16 protein-coding genes and 1 pseudogene are annotated in these 20,189 nt (G+C 52.3%); 9 read left to right on the forward strand and 8 right to left on the reverse strand.

The window, feature by feature from the left end:
* Positions 1 to 109: 109 nt before the first annotated feature.
* The 4 genes and pseudogenes from KRAC_RS35165 to ltrA form a co-directional block, all read right to left on the reverse strand.
* On the reverse strand, positions 110 to 1,249 hold the full coding sequence (locus KRAC_RS35165; RefSeq protein WP_007915673.1) for an epoxide hydrolase family protein: 1,140 nt from the start codon (positions 1,247 to 1,249) through the stop codon (positions 110 to 112).
* Positions 1,250 to 1,823: 574 nt separating this feature from the next.
* Positions 1,824 to 2,264 (reverse strand): hypothetical protein, encoded by a 441-nt coding sequence (locus tag KRAC_RS35170; protein WP_169460980.1) that lies wholly within the window; start codon positions 2,262 to 2,264, stop codon positions 1,824 to 1,826.
* Positions 2,265 to 2,522: 258 nt separating this feature from the next.
* Positions 2,523 to 3,681, reverse strand: a pseudogene (locus KRAC_RS79895) (RNA-guided endonuclease InsQ/TnpB family protein).
* Positions 3,672 to 5,477 carry a group II intron reverse transcriptase/maturase gene (gene ltrA / locus KRAC_RS35180; protein WP_007915677.1) on the reverse strand — a complete coding sequence of 602 codons (1,806 nt, stop codon included), beginning with the start codon at positions 5,475 to 5,477 and terminating at the stop codon, positions 3,672 to 3,674. Before ltrA ends, KRAC_RS79895 begins: the two are co-directional and overlap by 10 nt.
* An 858-nt stretch (positions 5,478 to 6,335) precedes the next feature.
* On the opposite strand from ltrA, the gene KRAC_RS35185 reads away from it, so the two are divergent.
* Positions 6,336 to 6,974, forward strand: a complete 639-nt coding sequence (locus KRAC_RS35185) for an NAD(P)-dependent oxidoreductase (protein WP_007915689.1) — start codon at positions 6,336 to 6,338, stop codon at positions 6,972 to 6,974.
* 135 nt (positions 6,975 to 7,109) lie between these two features.
* Here the strand turns inward: KRAC_RS35185 and KRAC_RS35190 are convergent, their stop codons facing one another.
* Together KRAC_RS35190 and KRAC_RS35195 are read right to left on the reverse strand one after the other, a co-directional pair.
* Complete coding sequence (locus tag KRAC_RS35190) at positions 7,110 to 8,360, reverse strand: outer membrane protein assembly factor BamB family protein (protein ID WP_040445558.1); 1,251 nt, start codon at positions 8,358 to 8,360, stop codon at positions 7,110 to 7,112.
* Between the two features lie 427 nt (positions 8,361 to 8,787).
* Positions 8,788 to 9,738 carry a GNAT family N-acetyltransferase gene (locus tag KRAC_RS35195; protein ID WP_007915694.1) on the reverse strand — a complete coding sequence of 317 codons (951 nt, stop codon included), beginning with the start codon at positions 9,736 to 9,738 and terminating at the stop codon, positions 8,788 to 8,790.
* Positions 9,739 to 10,257: 519 nt separating this feature from the next.
* Between KRAC_RS35195 and KRAC_RS35200 the strand changes: the two genes are divergently transcribed.
* From KRAC_RS35200 to KRAC_RS35220, 5 genes are all read left to right on the forward strand, one after another.
* Positions 10,258 to 10,884, forward strand: coding sequence for a TetR family transcriptional regulator (locus KRAC_RS35200; protein ID WP_007915695.1), 627 nt, complete (start codon positions 10,258 to 10,260; stop codon positions 10,882 to 10,884).
* Between the two features lie 114 nt (positions 10,885 to 10,998).
* Positions 10,999 to 11,625 carry a TetR/AcrR family transcriptional regulator gene (locus KRAC_RS35205; protein WP_007915696.1) on the forward strand — a complete coding sequence of 209 codons (627 nt, stop codon included), beginning with the start codon at positions 10,999 to 11,001 and terminating at the stop codon, positions 11,623 to 11,625.
* A gap of 33 nt (positions 11,626 to 11,658) precedes the next feature.
* Complete coding sequence (locus KRAC_RS35210) at positions 11,659 to 12,087, forward strand: nitroreductase family deazaflavin-dependent oxidoreductase (RefSeq protein WP_007915697.1); 429 nt, start codon at positions 11,659 to 11,661, stop codon at positions 12,085 to 12,087.
* 85 nt (positions 12,088 to 12,172) lie between these two features.
* Positions 12,173 to 13,741, forward strand: a complete 1,569-nt coding sequence (locus tag KRAC_RS35215) for a flavin-containing monooxygenase (RefSeq protein ID WP_007915698.1) — start codon at positions 12,173 to 12,175, stop codon at positions 13,739 to 13,741.
* 357 nt (positions 13,742 to 14,098) lie between these two features.
* Positions 14,099 to 14,593 (forward strand): DinB family protein, encoded by a 495-nt coding sequence (locus KRAC_RS35220; RefSeq protein ID WP_007915699.1) that lies wholly within the window; start codon positions 14,099 to 14,101, stop codon positions 14,591 to 14,593.
* A gap of 75 nt (positions 14,594 to 14,668) precedes the next feature.
* Here the strand turns inward: KRAC_RS35220 and KRAC_RS35225 are convergent, their stop codons facing one another.
* Positions 14,669 to 16,069, reverse strand: a complete 1,401-nt coding sequence (locus KRAC_RS35225; RefSeq protein WP_007915700.1) for an FAD-binding oxidoreductase — start codon at positions 16,067 to 16,069, stop codon at positions 14,669 to 14,671.
* Positions 16,070 to 16,392: 323 nt separating this feature from the next.
* On the opposite strand from KRAC_RS35225, the gene KRAC_RS63145 reads away from it, so the two are divergent.
* The 3 genes from KRAC_RS63145 to KRAC_RS35240 all read left to right on the forward strand — a co-directional run bounded on the left by KRAC_RS63145 (position 16,393) and on the right by KRAC_RS35240 (position 19,292).
* Positions 16,393 to 17,205 carry a PIG-L deacetylase family protein gene (locus KRAC_RS63145; RefSeq protein ID WP_007915702.1) on the forward strand — a complete coding sequence of 271 codons (813 nt, stop codon included), beginning with the start codon at positions 16,393 to 16,395 and terminating at the stop codon, positions 17,203 to 17,205.
* A gap of 2 nt (positions 17,206 to 17,207) precedes the next feature.
* On the forward strand, positions 17,208 to 18,389 hold the full coding sequence (locus KRAC_RS35235) for a beta-galactosidase (RefSeq protein ID WP_007915703.1): 1,182 nt from the start codon (positions 17,208 to 17,210) through the stop codon (positions 18,387 to 18,389).
* Positions 18,390 to 18,470: 81 nt separating this feature from the next.
* Positions 18,471 to 19,292, forward strand: a complete 822-nt coding sequence (locus KRAC_RS35240; protein ID WP_007915705.1) for a MerR family transcriptional regulator — start codon at positions 18,471 to 18,473, stop codon at positions 19,290 to 19,292.
* Positions 19,293 to 19,360: 68 nt separating this feature from the next.
* On the opposite strand, the gene KRAC_RS35245 is transcribed toward KRAC_RS35240, so the two are convergent.
* The gene (locus KRAC_RS35245; protein WP_007915706.1) at positions 19,361 to 20,143 is read right to left on the reverse strand and encodes a hypothetical protein; all 783 of its coding nucleotides are present in this window, start codon (positions 20,141 to 20,143) and stop codon (positions 19,361 to 19,363) included.
* Positions 20,144 to 20,189 lie beyond the last annotated feature (46 nt).

The following is a 20,189-nucleotide window of genomic DNA, read 5'->3' on the forward strand; positions in this document are numbered from 1 at the left end:
CTTGAACTCTCTCGCCAAAGGATCAATCGATCCTGGGTGGGGGAGGCCATTCAAGCCAGGCCCCTACAACGGTATATCTAACAAAGTGTAGGGTCCAGGCTAGCCTGGACTATTTCAAGATCTGGCGCACAAAACTCTGGAGATCCGCGACGTAGAGTTCAGGCTCTTCCCAGGCCATGAAGTGACCGCCGCGAGGGAAATCGGTAAAGTGTACCAGGTTGACCTGGCGCGCGGCCCACTCGCGAGGCAGCGGAGGATCGTAAGGACAATGGGCGACGGCTGCCGGAACTACTGTACTCTTGCCGAGATTGCCTCCACTGGCGACGTGTGCATTGGCATAATAGGCCCCTGCCGCCGTGTTGATGGTCTCGGTGACCCAGTAGATTGTGACATTGGTCAGCAGTTCATCAGCGCTAAAGCGTGTTTTGAACTCCTCCTTGCCTTTCTCACCGCTACTGCCATAGCTGATCAGCCAGGCGGCCAGGCCGAGGGGTGAGTCGTTGAGGCCGTAAGCCAGGGTTTGAGGCTTGGTGGCCATGATCATGTTTACGCCGATACCCTCTTCCATAAACCATTTCTGGACCCATTGAGCCATCTCCATTTCGGCGGGTGTAAGGCTTGAGAAATCGGTATTCTGATCAGGGTAGCCCACATCGGTCAGGTGAATCCCGATGAGCAACTCGGGATACTTGCGCGCCAGGGCCTGGGTGATGATGGCCCCGTGATCGCCGCCTGCCGAGACAAATTTCTCATAGCCGAGTACCTGGGTCATTAGTTTCGCGAAGAGATCGGCATTGGTATCGTCGTCCACCGTAACGCGATCCGAAAAGCCTGTGCCTGGGATAGATGGCACGATCACATCAAAGGAGACATTGGGATCGCCGCCGAATTTAGCGGGATCGGTCAGTCGCTCAATGACCTTATGATAGCGATAGAATGAGTCGGGAAAGCCATGGAGCAGTAGGAGCGGCGTCGGGTTTGGTCCCTTGCCGCGTTCGTGGATGAAGTGGATGCCCACGCCATCTATCTCGGTTTTAAATTGCGCGAAGCTATTCAGGGCCGCCTCGTGCTTGCGCCAATCGTATTCATGCAGCCAGTGGTTGGCGAGTTCTTTCATATATTCAAGGCTGATGCCATAGGCCCAGTCGGCTTCTGTGGCAGTACTGAGCCAGCGTGTGCGGGCTAAGCGCTCGCGCAGGTCGTCAAGGGTAGCCTGGGGAATGGCGATTTTGAATGGTTGCATGCTCATGCGTTCTTCGCTCCTTTTTGAATGCCTCTTGCTTCATCTCTGCTTACAAAGAGAGTATAGCCTCGAAGGAGGACACAATCGGCCCTCGTTTATGGTGTTTTTGCCCTATGATTGGCTTTTACACGGATGTGTACGTGCATACGCGTTTCTCCCTTGCTGGGAATGTGGTGCGTTGCCTGAAACAAAGTATAGAGGTTTGCGAGCGGGAGAACATCACCCAGGTGTATGATTGCGTAGGGTGATTAAGGGTGCCTTGTGAGGAATGCTGGCTCATCCCCAAAGGCATTAAATCGTGGTGATTTGCGCGAAGGATGAGCACGTTTCAACGCCAGTGCTGAGTACTAGATGCGAAAAGTGAGCTGCTCAACCATTGATTGCCTCAGCATTGACCGCCTATGGTCTCGGTTGCGATCCAGAGGGAGAAACCTTTCGTGCTGACGCGCAGTTGACGAAGCACATGATATAGCGGCTAATGAGAAAAAAAGGGTAGATCGTTGCGTAGAGCAGCACGAAAAAGCCTTTAGCAGATAGTGCGTCAGAGAGATGAATGGGAATGTGTCAACATTTATCTCGCTCACCATTCGCCTCGGTGTGCCCAGCATTTGGCGTTCACGAAATCAGTCCAGGCCGTTTTTGTTCCTTGATTGTTGAAAACCGCTACACCAAGATCTCCTGTAACCCCAGCATTATCATCGGTCACATTCGCCAATTCCACGCTATTAGCATAGAGTCCAATACTTTGCTTGTCGATGATGACAACGCCTATACGTAGGGGAAATGAGAGCTGTCCCTGTAGCTTCCCTGACTTGATCACCTGGTAAGGTTTGAATTTATCCAGTGTATCGTAAACGGACAGAGTATAGGTACCATCGCTAGAAACGAGGAGGAAATGGTAGTATTGATCATCGTTCTTGCCGCGAAAGATCAGACCTGCGGCAGAGGCATCCATTTGTTTGATAGTGACCTCATAGGTATACTTACCAGACCCGTCATAGAAAGGATCAAATGTGCTCAAGCATGGATAAAACGCCCGACCTTTCGTCTCACTGACGTGCAGAACGCCTTTCTGATTCGTGCAGTCTGAACTCGTCTTCCACTTTCCTGAGAGGGTACTCAAATCATCCTTAAAAATGATGTCCGTTCCAAAGGGATAGTGACTGGCATCGTACGTGGCTGTAGCCTGCACCCTCGGTTGAGCTAGAAAACCCGTTATTCTTATGCCATCGCCTATGTTGACATCCTCCCCACGGCTAAAGCCGGGGGATTCCTCGAATCACTTCGAGGCTTTCCTGCTTCGTCGAGAACTGCCTGGTTTGGTTTTCACCGCTTCAGGTCTTATGTTCTCTCCACAGGCATGAACCGTGAGTCCCACGGCAAGGATATTGTTTGCTGCATTGATGTCACGGTCGTGATGGACACCACATTCAGGGCAGGTCCATTCACGGACATCAAGCGTGAGAGCGTCGAGAAGATGACCGCACTCGAAACAGCGCTTACTGGAAGGGTACCACCGATCAATCTTGACCAGGGTTCGACCATACCAGTCGGCTTTGTATTCCAATTGGGACACAAACTCAGACCATCCGACATCGCTTATCGCTTTGGCGAGCTTCTCATTTTTGACCATGTTTTTGACTGCCAGCGACTCAACACAGATCGTTTGATTTTCACGGATCAGTCGTGCCGAGAGCTTGTGCAGGCGCATCACGGCGTCGATCAGCGATATGGGCATGAAGACGCGCAACCTTCTTGCGTGCCTTGTCTCGGTTCTTGCTGCCTTTTTTCTTCTTGGCATGTCGTCTCTGAGCGCGTGCCAGATGCTTCTCATCTTTGGCGAAGAATCTGGGGTTGCCAACAATTTCCCCAGAGGACAAGGCCACAAAGGATTTCAGCCCAAGATCAGCACCTATCGCCTTCTCATTGCAAGGCAGATGCGCAATGTCCTCTTCTACCAGGAGACTGATGAAGTAGCGATCAGCGCAATCTTTCGTGATAGTGACGCTCGAAGGAATGGCCTCGTTTGGCAAAGGACGCGACCACACGATCTGGAGAGGTTCGCTCATCTTGGCAAGTGTAAGAGAGCCATTGCGCCAGGTGAAGGCATTTGCTGTATAGGTAGCCGATTGCGCGTTTCGCTTTTTGTGGAAGGTGGGGTACTTGGCACGTCCTTCAAAGAAGTTGAGAAACGCTTTGTCCAGGTGACGAAGAGCTTGCTGCAATGGCACACTGGAAACCTCGTTCAACCAGTGCGTCTCTTCTTGCTTTTTCAAGTCAGTCAACAGGAGACTCAACTCTTTGTAGTAGAGTCGCTGGTGGTCCTTGTAATAGGCATCAGTTTTCTTGCGCAATGCCCAATTATAGACGAAACGACAACACCCAAAGGTCTGAGCAAGCACCTGCCGCTGTTGTGGTGTGGGATAAACTAAGCGCATGGGTCGCCCCATCCGCTCGTCTGCAAAACCGAGCATGAAGATTTCTCTTCACTCGGCTCCTCAATCATATGGCCCTTGTTATGGGTACCATGTCTTTGGTCGTGGCAATGTCGGTGGAGAGCACACTTGTTACTCAGTTCCTCTCCTCCTCCCTCACTTTTAGGAGTGATGTGGTCTATCTCGATTTGATCTCCTTCGCGGAACTGCAAATCGCACCATCTACACTTGCCTTGCTGCTTCAGAAGCAGCATCGCCAGTGTTCCTCTCGTTGTTGGGTGGTTTTTCAGTCGTTGGCTCCAATACATGAGGTTTCCGTCATAGGGGCTGGCAGCACCTTTTACTTTGACATGTCGTTGGATCTTCGTCGCATCATGCCTTCTCAGGTCATAATCTTCGGAGGTTGCAAAGATGCTGTATTGGCCTTCGCCTCTCTTCCAGTACCTTTGCCTAATCCAATGTCTGTTTTTGTTTGGGTGCCTACGAATTGCCCACGACCATAGCTGTTGCTGAAGAATGTAGTCACATCTACTGTACTCAGCCTTGGAGCAGACTGTTCTGTAGTAGTTGGACCATCCCCTGATGATGGCAGAAAGTTCCTTAATCAGTTGTCCTTGCGGCGCTGATCTCCGTTTGTTGATTTGCTGCTTCATCTGGGCTATGTGTCGTTTGACGGCTTCTTTGCTCGGTTTGATGATCGTTTTGAAGCCAAGCGGAGTGCCTTGTGAGTTTGTCCCTGTACGGTTCTTTCCTACCGGATATTGCCGGATGGAAAATCCTAGAAACTCGAATCCCACATTTCCTTCATAGGGTGTGAGCGTGTGGCTTATTCTCGTTTTACTTGGCTTCAGTTCCAGTCCCATGTCCCTTAACCAGTCATTGATTCTTGTTTTCACTTCAAGGATGGTTTCTAGCGTTGAATGAAAGACCACTAGATCATCGGCGTATCGTACCATTTGGGGTTTATCCCTTGTGGTCCTCTTTACGCCTTTGAGAGCCTCTTCCAGCCCGTACAACGCTATATTCATGAGTAAAGGAGAGACAACGCCACCCTGCGGGGTTCCGCTGGGTGTAGGTGTGAATTCCCCCTCTGTCATGACTCCCGATTTGAGCCAGGCCTGGACGGCCTGTCTCAGACGTGGATAGGTCTGAAGTTTTTTCAAGAGTGCTGTCTGGTCAATGTTATCGAAACAGCCCCGGATGTCAGCGTCAAGGACATATTTTGCCTTTTTTCCGATATCCAGAAAGATTGCTGCGATAGCATCGTGACAGGATCGTCCAGGGCGAAAACCATAGCTGTTCACCTCAAAGCGAGCTTCCCATTCTGGTTCGAGCGCGGATTTCACAAGACATTGTCGTCCGCGCTCATACATCGTAGGAATCCCTAAAGGCCGTTGTTCGTTTTTTCCAGGCTTGGGGATAAATACCCTTCGGACTGGTTTTACTTTCTGCGGCCATTGTTTGGGATGAATGAGCGATGCCACCTGTCGCCTCTGTTGAGGTTTCAAGTTCTTCACTCCATCAACCCCCGCTGTTTTCTTGCCCTGGTTATCCTGTGAGACGCGGCGTACAGCAAGAAGCCTTGCTGCTTCCGATTTCATCAAGAGCTTTTGAAGTTTTTGGACTGCACGTTGATTGCCACGTTGACTGGCTCGGTAGATTCTCTTTTGGATGCGGTAGACATGCTGCTCAAACTTGCGCCAGGGCAACTTGTTCCAAGCCTCACTCTCAGGGTCAATTTTCTTCTTGATCCTGGGTGCTTTCCTATTTGCTATCGTACTTGATCTTCTACTTTCCATACAACTGTGTCCACGTCAGCCTATCCTCTCGCTTTCCGAGAGGCATTCGCTTCTTGGACAATCCTTCCGTCGTGCTGCTTGCGGTTGGCACCTGCTCATGGTATCGACCCCCATGAGAGCAAACACGCGGTTACTCCGTTCCGTTGCTCTGTTTTGCGCTACCGTAGGTGTGCATTCTCCACCGGAGTCCTGACAGATAGGCAATGGAGCTGTACCATCTCCATTGTGTACTCGACTCGTTCCCGTTTTGGGCTGGCTTGTTATCCTGCGTAAGCCAGTTTTCCGTAACGATGGTTCAGTCATGCATTCGTTTTATCTGCCTTGTTAGACAGGCTTCTCACCGTAGTAGCCAGCTAGAAGGTGTCCTCATATCAGGTTTATGAGGCATCCCCCGTTTCATCCCGCTTCACTGATTGAGGGCCAGTCGCTACAGTGGGGATGATGCTATCCATTCCTATCGAATGAGAGAGGAATTGCGCCTCTCGTCAGAGAAACAGTTGTCAGTGTCTTTCAAAAAAAACACCGCTGCTCGTCCCCCATTTATCATGGTTTGGAGCAAAACGGGTCGCACGATACACGCGGTACTTGAAAGCGCGTTTCTGCTTCATACATTATATTGTAGCAGTTACGGTGTAAAAAGGCAATACCTCTTTCCATCCTCTCTCCCCCACAAAAGGAACGCGCCATTCATCCCCATGTTTCAAAACAGGGGTCTTCTGGCGCGGTTTGATAAAGATTCTTCCTCTGTCTATATTTGTTTGCCTGGCTATACATACAATGAGATTATAAACTTTGACAACTTCCAATTCTTTTCGCAGCTAGTCTCCGGCGTGCGAATCTAGATAAGGAGAGTATACAATGAAAATTGCTCTATTTGGGGCCAATGGCATGATTGGCCAGCGTATCGCCCGTGAGGCGACGGAGCGCGGGCACCAGGTTACAGCTATCGTGCGCAATCCGTCGAGCTTCACTGAGTGTCTACAAAATCTATCGGTTGCTCAGGGGGACGCCAGCGATCCTGAGAGTGTCGCGAAGGTGGCGGCGGGTCATGATCTCGTGGTCAGCGCGCTGGGTCCCGCACATGGCGCGCTGCCCGAGTCCTTTGTCGAGATGACGCGCACCTTGATTGATGGAGTCAAGCGTACGGGCGTGCAGCGCCTGATCGCTGTAGGTGGCGCGGGCAGCCTGGAGGTCGCCCCTGGCGTGCAATTGATGGATACGCCCGAGTTCCCCTCCGCCTTGCAGGGGATTGCACGCGCCCATCATGACGCGCTCAATCTCTACCTGGGCGAGAAAGACCTGGACTGGACGAACATCAGCCCGGCAGCCCTCATCGAGCCTGGACAGCGCACCGGGAAGTACCGTACTGGCAAAGATCAGCTTGTGACCAATGACAAAGGCGAGAGTCGTATCTCTGCCGAAGACTTCGCCATCGCCATCATCGACGAAGTCGAGAAGCCGCGTTTCAGCCGCCAGCGCTTCACCGCAGCATACTAGAGGCAAGGCTTTGTAGGGTCAATGCTTGCATAGACTTCTCACATGGAAGTAGCCGCGTACGCCAGTAGCGGACACGCTACTGGCGTACGCGGCTACTTCCATGTGACATCCTTTTGCAGGCTTCAGAGGAGGGGCTTAGCCGAAAGGAACTGCGTTCTGGTCTGGAGTGATGGTAACAAGAGTCAGAGTGACCAGCGACGGGGCGCTGCTCTGCCAGGGTTGATGCCAGAGAATCTTTCCATCACGCTTGTTTATGGCGTAGAGGTTCTGTTGAAGGGAGAGGGGCGAGGGCTGGAGTTCCTCCACGACGATAAGCGTGTCTTTATTAGCACTCAGGCTAAAAAGGCTGGGCTGTAAGCTGTCAATGCACCAGCGATCCTTGCCTGTGGCGGTGTCAAGGGCGCAGAACGTCTTCCTGGGCGTGCTTCCATCACCTCGGTAGCCTTTGTAGGCGTATAACTCTTGCTCTGAGAGAAAGGTAAATTGCTCGTAGTTGTGCTCGCGTTGCCAGCGTAATTTGCCCGTGTGAGCATTGAATGCCATCAAGAGCATGTCCTGACCTGGCTCTGAGGCGGGATGAGCTTTAGGATTATAAAGCCGATTGTGCCCATTGAGATATAATGTATCACCAAGCGCCGTGACGGATAGCGGTTCATTGGACATTGACATAGGGATCGTCCAGATGCTTCTCCCGGTCTCGGGCTGCAAGGCCTGCACACTGGTGATAGGACTGCTCGTGGAGGGGTCAGAAGCAATCTGGTTGATAGCCAGGACGGCATTTTTGGTGGCTATGAGCTTGAAGGTACTGCTATCGTTCGCGGTCGTGTAGGCTTTCCGCCAGAGAACCTTGCCATGAGTGGTATCAAGCGCTGTGGCGAACCTGCGCTGACCATTCTGGCTCTGCGCGTTTATTTCTGTTTCGACAAGGTATACTGCCGCACTCGTCGTAACAAGCCCGGAGAGAAAAGCAGGACTCTTATAGCTCCAGCGTACCTGTCCATTGCTCATTTGCAGGGCCTGAACGGTAGTTTCTGTATTCTGATAGATGGTTCCCTTGCAGAACTGCATAGTATTGAAGCCTGTTTCCTCGGTTTCGCGCTGCCAGAGCAAATGGCCATCCCGGGTATCGAGCGCCAGGAGGAGCGCATTGTGCTGGCTGCTGCTAGCGATGTAGAGTACTCCATCCACAATTCTTTGCTCGCTCGATTGATACATATCTTTCACTTTGAGTGGTTCGCGTTGCCAGCGTATATGCCCGGTGCTGGTGTCAAAGGCGGTGACATGGAGCCTGGATATGCCCTGATTGTTATCCGCCTCTTGTGGATTCGCATCCCAGCTCACAGCATACTGAATAGTCCCTGATTGGGAAGAGGGCGAAGTTGGCAAGGTACAATCTCCTGATGTTTTGTCTGGAATCTTCTGATTGGAAGTTTGTTCCTGTAATGTTGGTTTCGAGCCACAGCCCGCGAAGAAGAAACAAAGAACCAGTAACAACAAGTTGCTGAGAACAATTGAATGCCTGTTTGTTTTCGAAGATATGAGCGTATGACAGGACATAACGTATCACTCCTACGAGTAAGAAAAGTTTTATACAAGTTATCTGTCCTTAGTGTAGGAGGAAAGAGATAAAGATAAATGGGGCATATGACCTATTTATCTTATACATATATTTCTCTCTTTTTTGCTTGATGCTCGCGCCTGCGACGCTCGCCAGGGGTAAGAGTGTGGTGCTCATTGGCAGCCAGTGGCTGCCAATGAGCACCACACTCTTACCCCTGAGAAAATGTAGGAGACCCTACAATGCAATCTGGTTCTATATGCTCTTTGTCATGAAATCGACCTGGGAGCGAACGTGCATACCGGCGCGATGGTAGAGGTTCCAGGCCCCCGTCTGGTTGGTGGAGTCCATGTCAAGCAGGACCTCGCGGACGCCGCGACGGTAGTACTCATTAAAGGCCGTAGAGAGCAGGGCGAGGGCGATGCCTCGCTTGCGCCAGGGACGGCGTACTCCGACCTGCGAGACATGTCCACTATGCTCCTGGGGATAGATGCGGCAGAGCGTGACGCCAACCACTTCTCCATCGGCGATAGCTACATAGAACATAGATGGGTCGGCGCTGGAGTTCTTCTCAAACATACCCTCGTACCAGTCTGCATAGGGGCGATATGGCTCGCCATCGATATCGGGAAAGGTCTCGGCAACGACATGGTAAATGGCTCGCTCCTCCTGACCTGGAATGAAGGGGCGAATGGTAACGCCCTCGATAGGACAGGAGGCCATAGGCGGCTCTTCAAAGAGGATACGCATACGGTAATCGCTGGACTCAACCTCGAAGCCCGCTTGCGTGAGTAGGTGAGACATATCTCGTGTAAAGCTCCACGTGTAGAAGGTGCGAGGCGTCTCCGGGTAAGTGTCGAGCAAGGTGCGTGCGTGCTCCTCAGCGAATTGCAGCAGATAGGCGCCGATAGGCTGTTGCTGATAGGAGAGTCGTATGGCTGTATTGGCGTCGAGCATAATCCCGCGTCTCGTTCGGGCCACACTGGTATAACCAACGAATTCGCCTGTGGGCGCCGTCACCGCCAGCGTGTCGCTCTCTAAGTTAACATCACGGTCCTGCCAGAACTCCAGCATATCAACGGCTGCGCTCTCGCTAACGCCCAGCAGGGCGAGCTCGATTTCAACGTTCAGGGCCGCGATAGCCTCGGCATCCTGAAGTGTTGCCGGGCGTGTCACAAAGCCTGGGGGAAGGAGAATACTGGTCATAGAGAAACTCCATTCTATATGCTTGCTACTCTAGAGTAGCTTTGAGGGCGTGTCTTCACCCGGCGCGAGCAGGCTTTGTCGTGAGAGGTAAGAGTCGATCTGGCGGATAACAAAAAAGCCGCGAGCGTGTAGTGGAGAGGGACGCCCACGGACAAAATTAGTCAACTATGTAAATCAGGGGATGACCAACCTGAAAAAGGACATAGTGAGGCCCTGGGCGACTATGCAAGCGTTGGGTGCATAGTGGTGGTGATCTTTCGCCTTAGCCATGTCTATCAGTGCCCTTTGCTGTCAAAAAGTTTTCAGACCTCTATGTGCTCTGAGAAATCGAAGCACATAGATGGATAATACCATACTGAGGTCCGCTTTGAGCTTCTCAAAAAAAACTGAAGCCCCATTCTTCAAAAGTCGTCATTTCAAGAAATCAACACAACGTGTATACTGTCTCCAGTTGTCATATGTGTCTATTTTGAATTGTAATGTCACTGAACACCAAAAGTCAATAAGAGAAAAATAGAAATGAATGGCATAGCATCCTCACTACATGACGAATCGCAGCAGATGAGTTTGCGAGAACGCAAGAAACGTCTGGCTCAGGCCACCATTGAGGAGGCGGCGCTCCGACTCTTTCAGCAACAGGGGTATGAGCACACCTCCATCCAGGACATTGCTGAGGCGGTGATGATGTCATCGCGCACCTTTTTTCGCTATTTTGCGTCCAAAGAGGAGGTGCTCTTTGGGCCAATGCACGCGGCCCTGAGTGATGGTCTCCGCTTTTTGCAGCACGCTGCGCCAACGGAGTCACCGCACGCAGCACTCCGAGCAACCTTTGAGCACCTGGCCAGCCAGTATCAGCAGCAGCGGGCCAGTTTTCTGCTCCGCTATCAGGTGGCCGTGCAGACCCCCTCGATTGCTTCTGTCTATCTCTATGCGCTGATGGGAACAGAGCCAGCCATCTGTGAGGCGCTTTGCTCCCGCCTGGAATCTGCCCCAAACCGCCATGAGATTCGCTTCCTGGTGGCCATCTACATGACAGCGTTGCGTGTGGCTCTTGAGGAATGGCTGGAGCAAGAAGCGCAGGGAGATCTGGTTTCCTTGCTTCGTGAGGACCTGGACGACTTCTTGTCGCTTTCCCACCATGCCTAGGCGAAAAGATCACTTGTATCGCTCCTATATATATAGGCCCTTGCCCCTTGACTTCCACGGCCCTTTGTGGCATAATCGTAACGTACCGTACGTTACGATTGCAAGGGAGCGATAATGGAGCAGAGACAGAACACACGTACTCAGAAGACACGGGAGCAGCTACGCGCCGCTGCGCACCAACTCTTTCTTCAGCAAGGCTACCAGGGAACAAGTATTGAAGGCATCCTGGCAGAGGCGGGAATTTCCTCAAAGGAGACCTTCTATCGCCACTATGCCAACAAGGAGGCGATTTTTGTGGATGTCCTGCGTCACCTGACTATGGAGATGCCGCGTTTCTCTGAGAAGCTTGACACTCTTCCATCTGCTCATGATCTCGCATCACTGCGCCAGGTTCTGGCGACGCTAGCTTACGAGATACTGGCTATGATCAGCCAGCCTGGCTATCTTCCCCTGATACGCATGATTATTACGGAGATGCCGCGTTTCCCCCAGCTTGGCAAGCTGTTCTTCTCGACTGTTACCCAACGAGGTATCAGTATTATTACCGCGCAACTACGAGCTGCCAAAGCGCAAGAAATTATCGCGGATATCGATGTAGATGCCGTGGCGTACACGTTACTTGGTGGCCTGCTGACTTATGTCGTAATGCACCGTTTGCTTGCGGGTGAGGAGGCGCAGGACTCGTCATCCGACCACGCTAACGCCGTCATCGAGGTTATTATGCGTTCATTAAGGCCGTAAAAGTAGCCCTGATACTTTTTCAAGGAGGATACCATGTTTCCTGACCGGATACGCGTATTTAACAAATATGTCACGAATCGCGTCCTGCGTGGGCTTGCGATCCTTCCCTTCGGCCCTTTCGCGCTCCTTAGGCATGTTGGGCGTCGAAGCGGAAAATCTTACGAGATAGTGATTATGGTCTGGCCGCTAAATGAGGGCTTCGTGATTGCCTTAACCTATGGTCCAAAGGTAGATTGGTATCGCAATGTGCAGGCCGCGGGAGGCTGTACTGTGTTCTGGCATAGAAAGTATTACACGCTCGAGAACCCGGAAACGCTTGATACCGAAACCGCTCTGACAGCCTTCCCCGGTTTTTTCAAAATGGTTTTACGCCAGGCTGGCCTGCAACATTTTATCTACATGAAGTCGGTTGCATCTATGTCAGATGCTTCGAGTGCCCCTACACCTGTTGTAAAATCATAATCAGTAATACATAATCAGTAATATGGTATACTCTTCTTCAAGATGTATCAGACGAGCAGTCAAATGATGCTTGGAGGCAGCGAGTATGTTCCAGGTTTTCGCGGGCAGTGGCGCTCGCAAGAAGTATGCTGACGATGAGCAGCAGCGTACAGATGTCCCGGACCAGTCGGCTGACGGTGAGGTCCGACATGTGCACATCTGTATTCTTGGCACGGGCTTCTCCGGACTGGGCATGGCCATTCGGCTGAAGCAGCGCGGGTACAAAGATTTTGTTGTGCTGGAGAAGGCGGAGGATATTGGGGGGACGTGGCGCGACAATACCTATCCGGGCTGTGCCTGTGATATCCCTTCGCACCTATATTCCTTCTCCTTTGCCCTCAACCCAAATTGGAGTCATATGTACTCGCCCCAGCGCGAGATTCAGGAGTATTTGTGCGACTGCGCGCAACGCTTCGGTATTTTGCCCCATATCTGGTGGAACAACGAGCTTCGCGACGCTTCGTGGAGTGATGATGAGCAGCGTTGGCATATCACGACCTCGCAGCGCGAGTTTACTACCGATATCCTCATTCTCGGCAATGGTCCACTCAGCGAGCCTGCCCTTCCACATATCTCTGGCATTGAGAACTTCGAGGGTGAAATTTTTCACTCGGCGAAGTGGCGTCACGACCTGGACCTTACAGGTAAGCGCGTGGCTGTAATTGGCACCGGGGCCTCGGCCATTCAGTTTGTACCCCAGATTCAGCCGAAGGTCGCGCACCTGGTCCTCTTTCAGCGCACACCGCCCTGGATCGTTCCGCGCCTGGATCATCCCATCTCGGAGGAGAAGAAGCGTCTGTATCGCCTCCTCCCCTTCACGCAGCGCTTTGTACGCACGCGCATCTATCTGCGCCAGGAATTAACTGCCCTGGGCATAGTCTACAATCAGAAGGCGATGGAGAAGGGCATGCAGTTTGCCCGTGAGCACCTGGAGCGGCAAGTAGCCGATCCAGAGCTACGGGCGAAGTTCACACCTCACTACGCCATGGGTTGCAAGCGTATCCTGGTCTCAGACGACTTCTATCCAGCGGCCGCTCAACCCAATGTTGAGGTTGTCACCGAGCATATCCGCGAGGTCCGAGGCCGAAGCGTGGTCACAGAGGACGGCCAGGAGCACGAAGTCGATGTCATCATCTGCGGCACCGGCTTCCATGTCACTGATGCACGGCTGCCTCAATGTGTGCGTGGGCGCGGGGGCCAGACGCTTGCTGACGCCTGGAGCGAGAATATACATGCCTATATGGGTACGGCTGTTCCTGGCTTTCCCAACCTCTTCCTGCTGATTGGTCCTAACACAGGCCTGGGCCATAACTCTATGGTCTACATGATCGAGTCGCAGCTCAGTTACTTACTCGATTGCTTCAGAACGATGGAGCGCAAGCAGGCGCAGGTCGTTGAGATCCGGTCCGAGGTCGAGGCTGCTTACAACGACGAGGTGCAGCAGCGGATGCAGAAGACGGTCTGGGCCTCCGGCTGTGTAAGCTGGTACCTGGACGCCAGGGGGCGCAACACCACGCTCTGGCCCGGCTTTACCTTTGAGTTCCGCCGCCGCACGCGCCGCTTCGACCGCCAAAACTACGACCTGCTTCCTCAATATATCCCTCTCACAAATTGAAAGATTGGGTAAATGATATGCATGGGCAACGGGCCTGCGGCCCGTTGCCCATGCATATCATTTATTCTCTGAGCGCCGCAGGCGCGAAGACTCCCCTACACAGCTTGAAATAGAGAGGGAAACTATGCTATCCTATTAGCACGAAACGTCGTTCTTCAGACAGGAAAGGAGGGGAATTGTATGAACACCATTCACATCTCGTGGAGGTCGTACACCTTGCCTTTCATTCTGGTCATCAAACCTATTGTCTGAATGCCCCAGGTGTACCGTCCTCCATTTTCACAACAAGCAATCCACAAGTGTACATGCTAATTGTGCGTAACAAACTACACCATGAAAATGTGAGGAAAATCATTGATGATCGAGCAACCTTCTACGCTCGCACCCTTCTACCAGGGCTGGGATGTCTACCAGCAACACCTTGTCAAAGCCATTGCCCCGCTCACCTCTGAGCAGCTTGCCCTGCGTGTCGCGCCTCACCTGCGCGATATAGACACGCTAGTGCGCCACATTATTGGCGCTCGTGCCCGTTGGTCCCACTATGTGTTGCAAATAGGTGATGAGCGGCTTCGCACCATTGGAGAGTGGGATCGCCCCACTCAGCCTGTAAGGTCTGCCGCCGAACTGGTGAGCGGCCTGGAGATAACCTGGCAGGCGCTTCAAAATGCACTCGAACGCTGGACGCCCGCCGACCTGCAAGAGATTTTGCGCGATGTTGACGAGGACACTCAAGATGAGGAAACCTTTACGCGGCAATGGGTCATCTGGCACCTGATCGAGCATGACATGCACCACGGAGGCGAACTTTCCTTCGCACTGGGCGTGCATCAACTTCCCGCAATCGACCTCTAGCCTCGAAGAGAGAGGCTAAACAACAAGGACGAGGGAGGGTGGCCTTCGAACATTGCTCGAGGGTCCCCTCCTGGCTCACTGAAGAGATGCCTGGAACACACGACGAAACAGGTTCGATTGGAAAAGCATTTCAGGATCATACACTTGTTTAAGCTGGAGAAATGTTTCAACTGTAGCATCCCCAACACTACGGCGATAGAGGGTATTGGTGAGTAGAGAGTCTTTCGCGAGATAGAATCTTCCTCCTGCCACAATCACGAGGTTCATCAACTCCCACAGCATCTTGCGCAATCTTTGCGCAGTCTGAGGGACAATCTGGTAATTGACTTCTAGCGAGAAGCCATCGACCTGGTAGCTGAGAAGGAATGGCTCCTGCCGGTGCTGTTTTATGACGCACCAGAGCGGCATGAAATGGTTCTCTTGCGAGCACCGTATGATTTCCTTGAAAAGGACCTCTGCCTGGCTGCGCGGGACAAACGCCTGAAATGTTTCGGTCCCCTGCGGGAGGAGCGTTCGATAACCCGTAAACATTGCTGGCGGATAGTAGGTACTCTGAAACAGAGACCTCTGTCGAATGACTTTCTTACCCCACCATTTACTCCACCAATACAGCACACTGTTTGCGATGCGCACGCCGCTCTTCACGGCAGGTCGGCCCATCTTGCCGATACAGCGAGCACATTCCTCCTTGAGCCGATCTGATACGGGGAACATCTGGGGCTGTACGCTATTGCCATCACCCGCGTCTCTATACTTTGCACAGGTGACGATCCCCCGGCCCAAAGAGCGTCCTCCAGCGAAGCCATCCACCCAGGCTTCTATGTAATCTGCCGACTGTTCTTCCTGGAATATCGTCAAAATCTCGCTTAATGAAGCGGCTGGCCGTACAAGAACATCCACGCTCCCCGAGGGAATGCGCCGTAGCTGTAGTGTAATAGAGGTGATTATCCCTAATAAACCGGCGCTCCCCACAACAGCCCGGAAAAGCTCAGGGTCGTTCATGGGTGAAAGGGCGAGCATCTGTCCGCTAGCCAGCAGCATAGTGAGTGACAGCAGGTGTTCGCCAAAAGAGCCATATTTCCAGGCATTTTTCCCATTCACATTCATGGCAACACAGCCACCAATAGTAGCATCCGCGGTGGATGGAGTAACTGCTGGCCACCAGCCATCAGCCGGGGCGACACGAACAATATCACGCAAAGTTACACCAGGCTCAACTTGCATGATCCCTTGCTCAGGGTCCCAGGAGAGGATACGGCGCATGTCTGTTACGTCGATGATAACTCCATTAGTATTCAAGGCTGCATCCGTATAGCTATGCCCGGCACCATGTGCAATTACTGATAAACCCTGCATGCGTGCAGTAGCGAGCGCCTCCAGGATTTCTGCAACATTCTGAGCCTTGAAGATAGTGCAAGGGGATTGTTCTGTCATACTCCAGTTCGCGACGGAATCTTGATTCCATGCGAGAGTCATATCATTATCTCCATTTTGCATCTATTATATTCATTTGTGCATTGTTCAAAATTCCTTGCTGGTAATTAGATTGTTTGCGCATTTTCATCTCTTCCGTATTCCCTTAAAAACAAAACAGTTCCTTCCTTTCTATAGATGCGTCAGTGCAGAGTGTAAACAATCAGCATGACCAGAACATGAACTTTTCCCTCCTGTTTTGTCATCGCTTTGTCATCTTGCTATGCGATAATCAAAGAAGCAGATATTCTAGCCACGCGGTTATCATGTTGGTAAGCTCTTTTCTGAGCAGACGGTGATCTGGAGAGAAAAGGCAGGAAGAAATAATGATCATTCTCCTCATCGTAGTGGGTCCCATCCTTCTCCTTTGGCTAACAGGCTTTCTGCTTGTCACGGATTTTGCGGTCCCTCTGAGGGATGCGAGGCAGTTTCAGCGTGTGCTCGTTCTTTTTCCCCATGCAGATGACGAAACCATCACGTGTGGGGGCTTCCTGCACAGTCTCTCAAAGAAAGGGAGTACAGTGACGTTGGTGCTTCTGACTAAAGGAGAAAGAGGCCCGAACGCAATACGCAATGGCAATCTCAAAGCTATGCGCACGAAAGAAGCTCAGGCGGTGACCGCCATCCTTGGGATATCCAGGCTCATTCAGGAGGACTTTGGCGATGGAGAACTGTGCAAGAAAAAGCAGGAGTTGACGACCTTTCTTGCGACGCTTATCGAGCAAGAAAAGCCTGATTTGCTTCTGACATACGACCTTGCTGGTTTCTATGGACATACCGACCATATCACCTGTTCTGAGATCATCACTGAACTGCAAAAAAATAGTTTTCCATCTGTGCCTTTATGGTACGTGACCTTCCCCAAAAGGATCCTGGCACGCATCAAATTGCCTGAAGGCCTGGCGAGACACTCACAGTTTCATGAAAAACAGGCAGCTCCCACACATAAAATATTCATAGGAGTGAGCGTTTTTCCAAAGATCAAGTCATGGTATACGTATAAGAGCCAGCAAGCCTCTCTGGCGAAAGGGATAGGCAAATTTACTCCTGTATGCTTCATCTGGTTTTTGCTTTCTCTGGTGCTTTTTGAATATTTTGCGGGAGTGAGTGAAAGTGTACAGGACAGCGAAGAAGGATAAGCATGCAAAAAACAGACAAAGCTCCAAGCAAAACCTTGCGAACGTTGGCTTTTGGTGGGGGTGCTGCCTGCTTCCTGGCATTACCGTTCATCTCAGAAGTTCGGCTGAAGCAGGCAACACAACCCCTGACTGATGCGTGGCAGTATCTACCGATTGAACCGCGTGGTTCAACGCTGCTTGGGATCAGCTTTCGCCCGCCGCATGTGGCCACACTGGGCTTAGATGTGCGCACCACCCTGCAAACCTTGCTCACCTATCCATTTCAGCTCATTCGATTAGGAGCCTATTGGAATCGCATAGAACCGGAAGCAGGCGTTTTTTATCCTGATGAGCTTGATTGGCAGATTGATGCCGCTGAGCAAGCAGGAAAGCAGATTATCTTGTGTGTTGGCCCTCTGAAAACCTTTAGCTACCCGGAGTTCTTTGTGCCAGCCCACCATCTCCAGCGTCCCTTCCCGGAACATACCCTCATCAAGCCATCAGCGTACCAGTCCCTGCTGGCGGCTGCGACGGCACTCATCACACGCCTTGTGGAGCGGTATAAAGATCGAAAAGGGATTGTTGCCTGGCAAGTGGAACACGAGGCCGTGGACCCCCTTGGGGTAGAACACAGTTGGCGTCTGGATGCGACCTTTGTCGAAAAAGAGGTGGAAGCGCTCAGAAAAGCCGATCCCACCAGGCCGATTATGCTGAACGGCTTTTTGCCAACCTCGTTGCCGGTTCGGCTCTCCCAATGGTGGCGGACCCGCGATCAGGGCGACTCGCTTGTAGTCGCACAACGTCTGGCAGATATCGTCGGCATCGATTACTACCCGCGTCACGCTCTTATGAATATTGGGGCAAAAACACTCTACCTGGATGGAAGCAAGAGTCTCTGGCAGCAATGGAGACGGGAGCAGATGTTCGCCAGGACTCGCGCTCATGGGCAAAAAGTGATGATTGCTGAGGGACAGGCAGAGCCATGGGAGACGGTGACAACTCCACCTAATCCAGATGGGCAGGGGATGTACAGTTGTTTGCCGGAACAGATCATCAGGAACTATAACGCCTGCATGCGCTGGTCAGGATCAGAAACGTCCCTCTATGCGTACCTCTTTTGGGGAGCGGAGTATTGGATGCTCCGCAAGCAAGGCACTGACACAAGCTATCTCCAGGCGTTTGCTCGTATCCTTGAACAGACTTAGCCTTTTATTTGCCCACATTTCCCCTTGACTCTCACCTTACTTGAGAGTGTATGCTCTGGCTGGAGGTTCTCAATAAGAAGAATGACAGCAAGGAGTATGCTCAAAATCGGCGAGTTCGCTCGCGTAGGCCAGGTGTCCATCGCGACGCTGCGCCACTATGACCAGCTTGGTCTGCTCAAGCCCTCGGCGCTGGACCCCGAGTCCGGCTATCGCTACTACTCACTAGATCAGCTTCCACGCTTAAACCGTATCCTCGCTCTCAAGGACCTGGGCTTTCCCCTGGAACAGATCGCGCAACTGTTAGAGGAGTCGCTTCCCCTGGAGGTGCTACATGGTATGTTCAGGCTCAAGCAGGCCCAGACGCAGCAGATTATTGATACCGAGCAGGCTCGCCTGGCACGTATCGCCGCCCGCTTGCGCCAGATTGAACAGGAGGAGAATATGCCAGACTATGAAGTACGCTTAAAACAGGTCGATCTGCTACTTGTGGCCTCAACCCGAGGCCTCGTAGCGCTTGGAAGTAACTTTGCGGAGCCACGGACGCGCCTTCAGTCCTACCTGGGGCAGCAAGAGATAGCACATTCTGGTCCAGATATGCTGCTCTGGTACTCGCGCCATGAAGCGCGTGAGGACGGGCTATACGCGGATGTAGAGTTTGCCATGCCTTTGCGCACGCCTCTTCCCGGCAATGAGCACATCACCGTCCACACGCTGCCCGAGCATTTGATGGCCTGCACCGTTTTCACCGGTGATGTTCTTGCCAGCGGCCAGGCCTTTGCTGTCCTTCATCGCTGGCTGGATGATAACAGCTATCGGCTTGTAGGACCGCCGCGCCAAATCTACTTGCAAGGCTTGCACCAGGATACATCTGTCGTCGAGGTTCAATTTCCGGTTGGGAGATAGGGTGAGATGAGTGCTATGTATGTACGTGCCTCCGTGTCAGTGGAGGCACGTACATACATAGCACCGGGCTAGCTCTCCTGGGGAGGCACTTCATCGAGTGAAGATCTGGCTGATGGGGTGGTATTATAGAAATCTTCAGTGGCGCGTGCCTCTTCCTGGGGAGCGGGTTCGGTAGAGGGTTCCTCAACGGGTGGCGTGGCATAGTTGAGGGCTGGCTCTACATACTGTTCCTGGGGAGGTGTCTCATCATAATGAGGTGCCGGGGCTGCCGCGGGTACGACATAGTCACGTGGCTGGTGCACAAAGATCTTGCCAATGACTCCTCCGATAACTCCCAGCACTGCACCGATGCCCAACCAGAGCAAGATGAGAATCACGTCGGCGATGACCAGGCCTGTGAGACCAACCTGGCGCATAGCGTTGGCCTGGATGCTCTGCATAGAGATCTGTATGCCCTGCTGCGCCAGGGCGTCCTGTGCCTGCCTGGCTGATTCTGGTGAGACCTGGGTGGGCGCGTTGGTAAGGTAGAGAATAATGATATAGATGGCCAGACAGAGGCCAACCAGAAAGCCACTCCATAGTCCGGAGAGCGTGCCTGTACCCAGATGTCCTGAGCGCAGAGTTCCCACGAGTCCCGCCAGCAGAGGCGTGCCAAACAGGGCGAAGAGGATCAACCAGGCTGCGACCTGGCTAAACTCGCTGGTGCCAGAGATGCTATGGAACCCGCTGATGATGCCGATGCCAAAGATAATGATGGCGCCAAGAATGGCTAACGATAAGCCGCTTGTGGTAGCGATGCCGCGTTTCCTGCGCACTGGCAGAAAGGATGAGGAAGCATTTGTCTGTTGCATATATGGCCCTTTCCGTGATTACATATACTATGCTGCATATATAAGC

Source organism: Ktedonobacter racemifer DSM 44963 (genome assembly GCF_000178855.1).
GTDB lineage: Bacteria > Chloroflexota > Ktedonobacteria > Ktedonobacterales > Ktedonobacteraceae > Ktedonobacter > Ktedonobacter racemifer.

Coding starts and splice junctions, on each gene's coding strand:
- KRAC_RS35165 (WP_007915673.1), bottom strand. CDS start 1,249: ATGAGCATGCAACCATTCAAAATCGCCATTCCCCAGGCTACCCTTGAC.
- ltrA (WP_007915677.1), bottom strand. CDS start 5,477: ATGGAAAGTAGAAGATCAAGTACGATAGCAAATAGGAAAGCACCCAGG.
- KRAC_RS35185 (WP_007915689.1), top strand. CDS start 6,336: ATGAAAATTGCTCTATTTGGGGCCAATGGCATGATTGGCCAGCGTATC.
- KRAC_RS35195 (WP_007915694.1), bottom strand. CDS start 9,738: ATGACCAGTATTCTCCTTCCCCCAGGCTTTGTGACACGCCCGGCAACA.
- KRAC_RS35200 (WP_007915695.1), top strand. CDS start 10,258: ATGAATGGCATAGCATCCTCACTACATGACGAATCGCAGCAGATGAGT.
- KRAC_RS35205 (WP_007915696.1), top strand. CDS start 10,999: ATGGAGCAGAGACAGAACACACGTACTCAGAAGACACGGGAGCAGCTA.
- KRAC_RS35210 (WP_007915697.1), top strand. CDS start 11,659: ATGTTTCCTGACCGGATACGCGTATTTAACAAATATGTCACGAATCGC.
- KRAC_RS35215 (WP_007915698.1), top strand. CDS start 12,173: ATGTTCCAGGTTTTCGCGGGCAGTGGCGCTCGCAAGAAGTATGCTGAC.
- KRAC_RS35220 (WP_007915699.1), top strand. CDS start 14,099: ATGATCGAGCAACCTTCTACGCTCGCACCCTTCTACCAGGGCTGGGAT.
- KRAC_RS35225 (WP_007915700.1), bottom strand. CDS start 16,069: ATGACTCTCGCATGGAATCAAGATTCCGTCGCGAACTGGAGTATGACA.
- KRAC_RS63145 (WP_007915702.1), top strand. CDS start 16,393: ATGATCATTCTCCTCATCGTAGTGGGTCCCATCCTTCTCCTTTGGCTA.
- KRAC_RS35235 (WP_007915703.1), top strand. CDS start 17,208: ATGCAAAAAACAGACAAAGCTCCAAGCAAAACCTTGCGAACGTTGGCT.
- KRAC_RS35240 (WP_007915705.1), top strand. CDS start 18,471: ATGACAGCAAGGAGTATGCTCAAAATCGGCGAGTTCGCTCGCGTAGGC.
- KRAC_RS35245 (WP_007915706.1), bottom strand. CDS start 20,143: ATGCAACAGACAAATGCTTCCTCATCCTTTCTGCCAGTGCGCAGGAAA.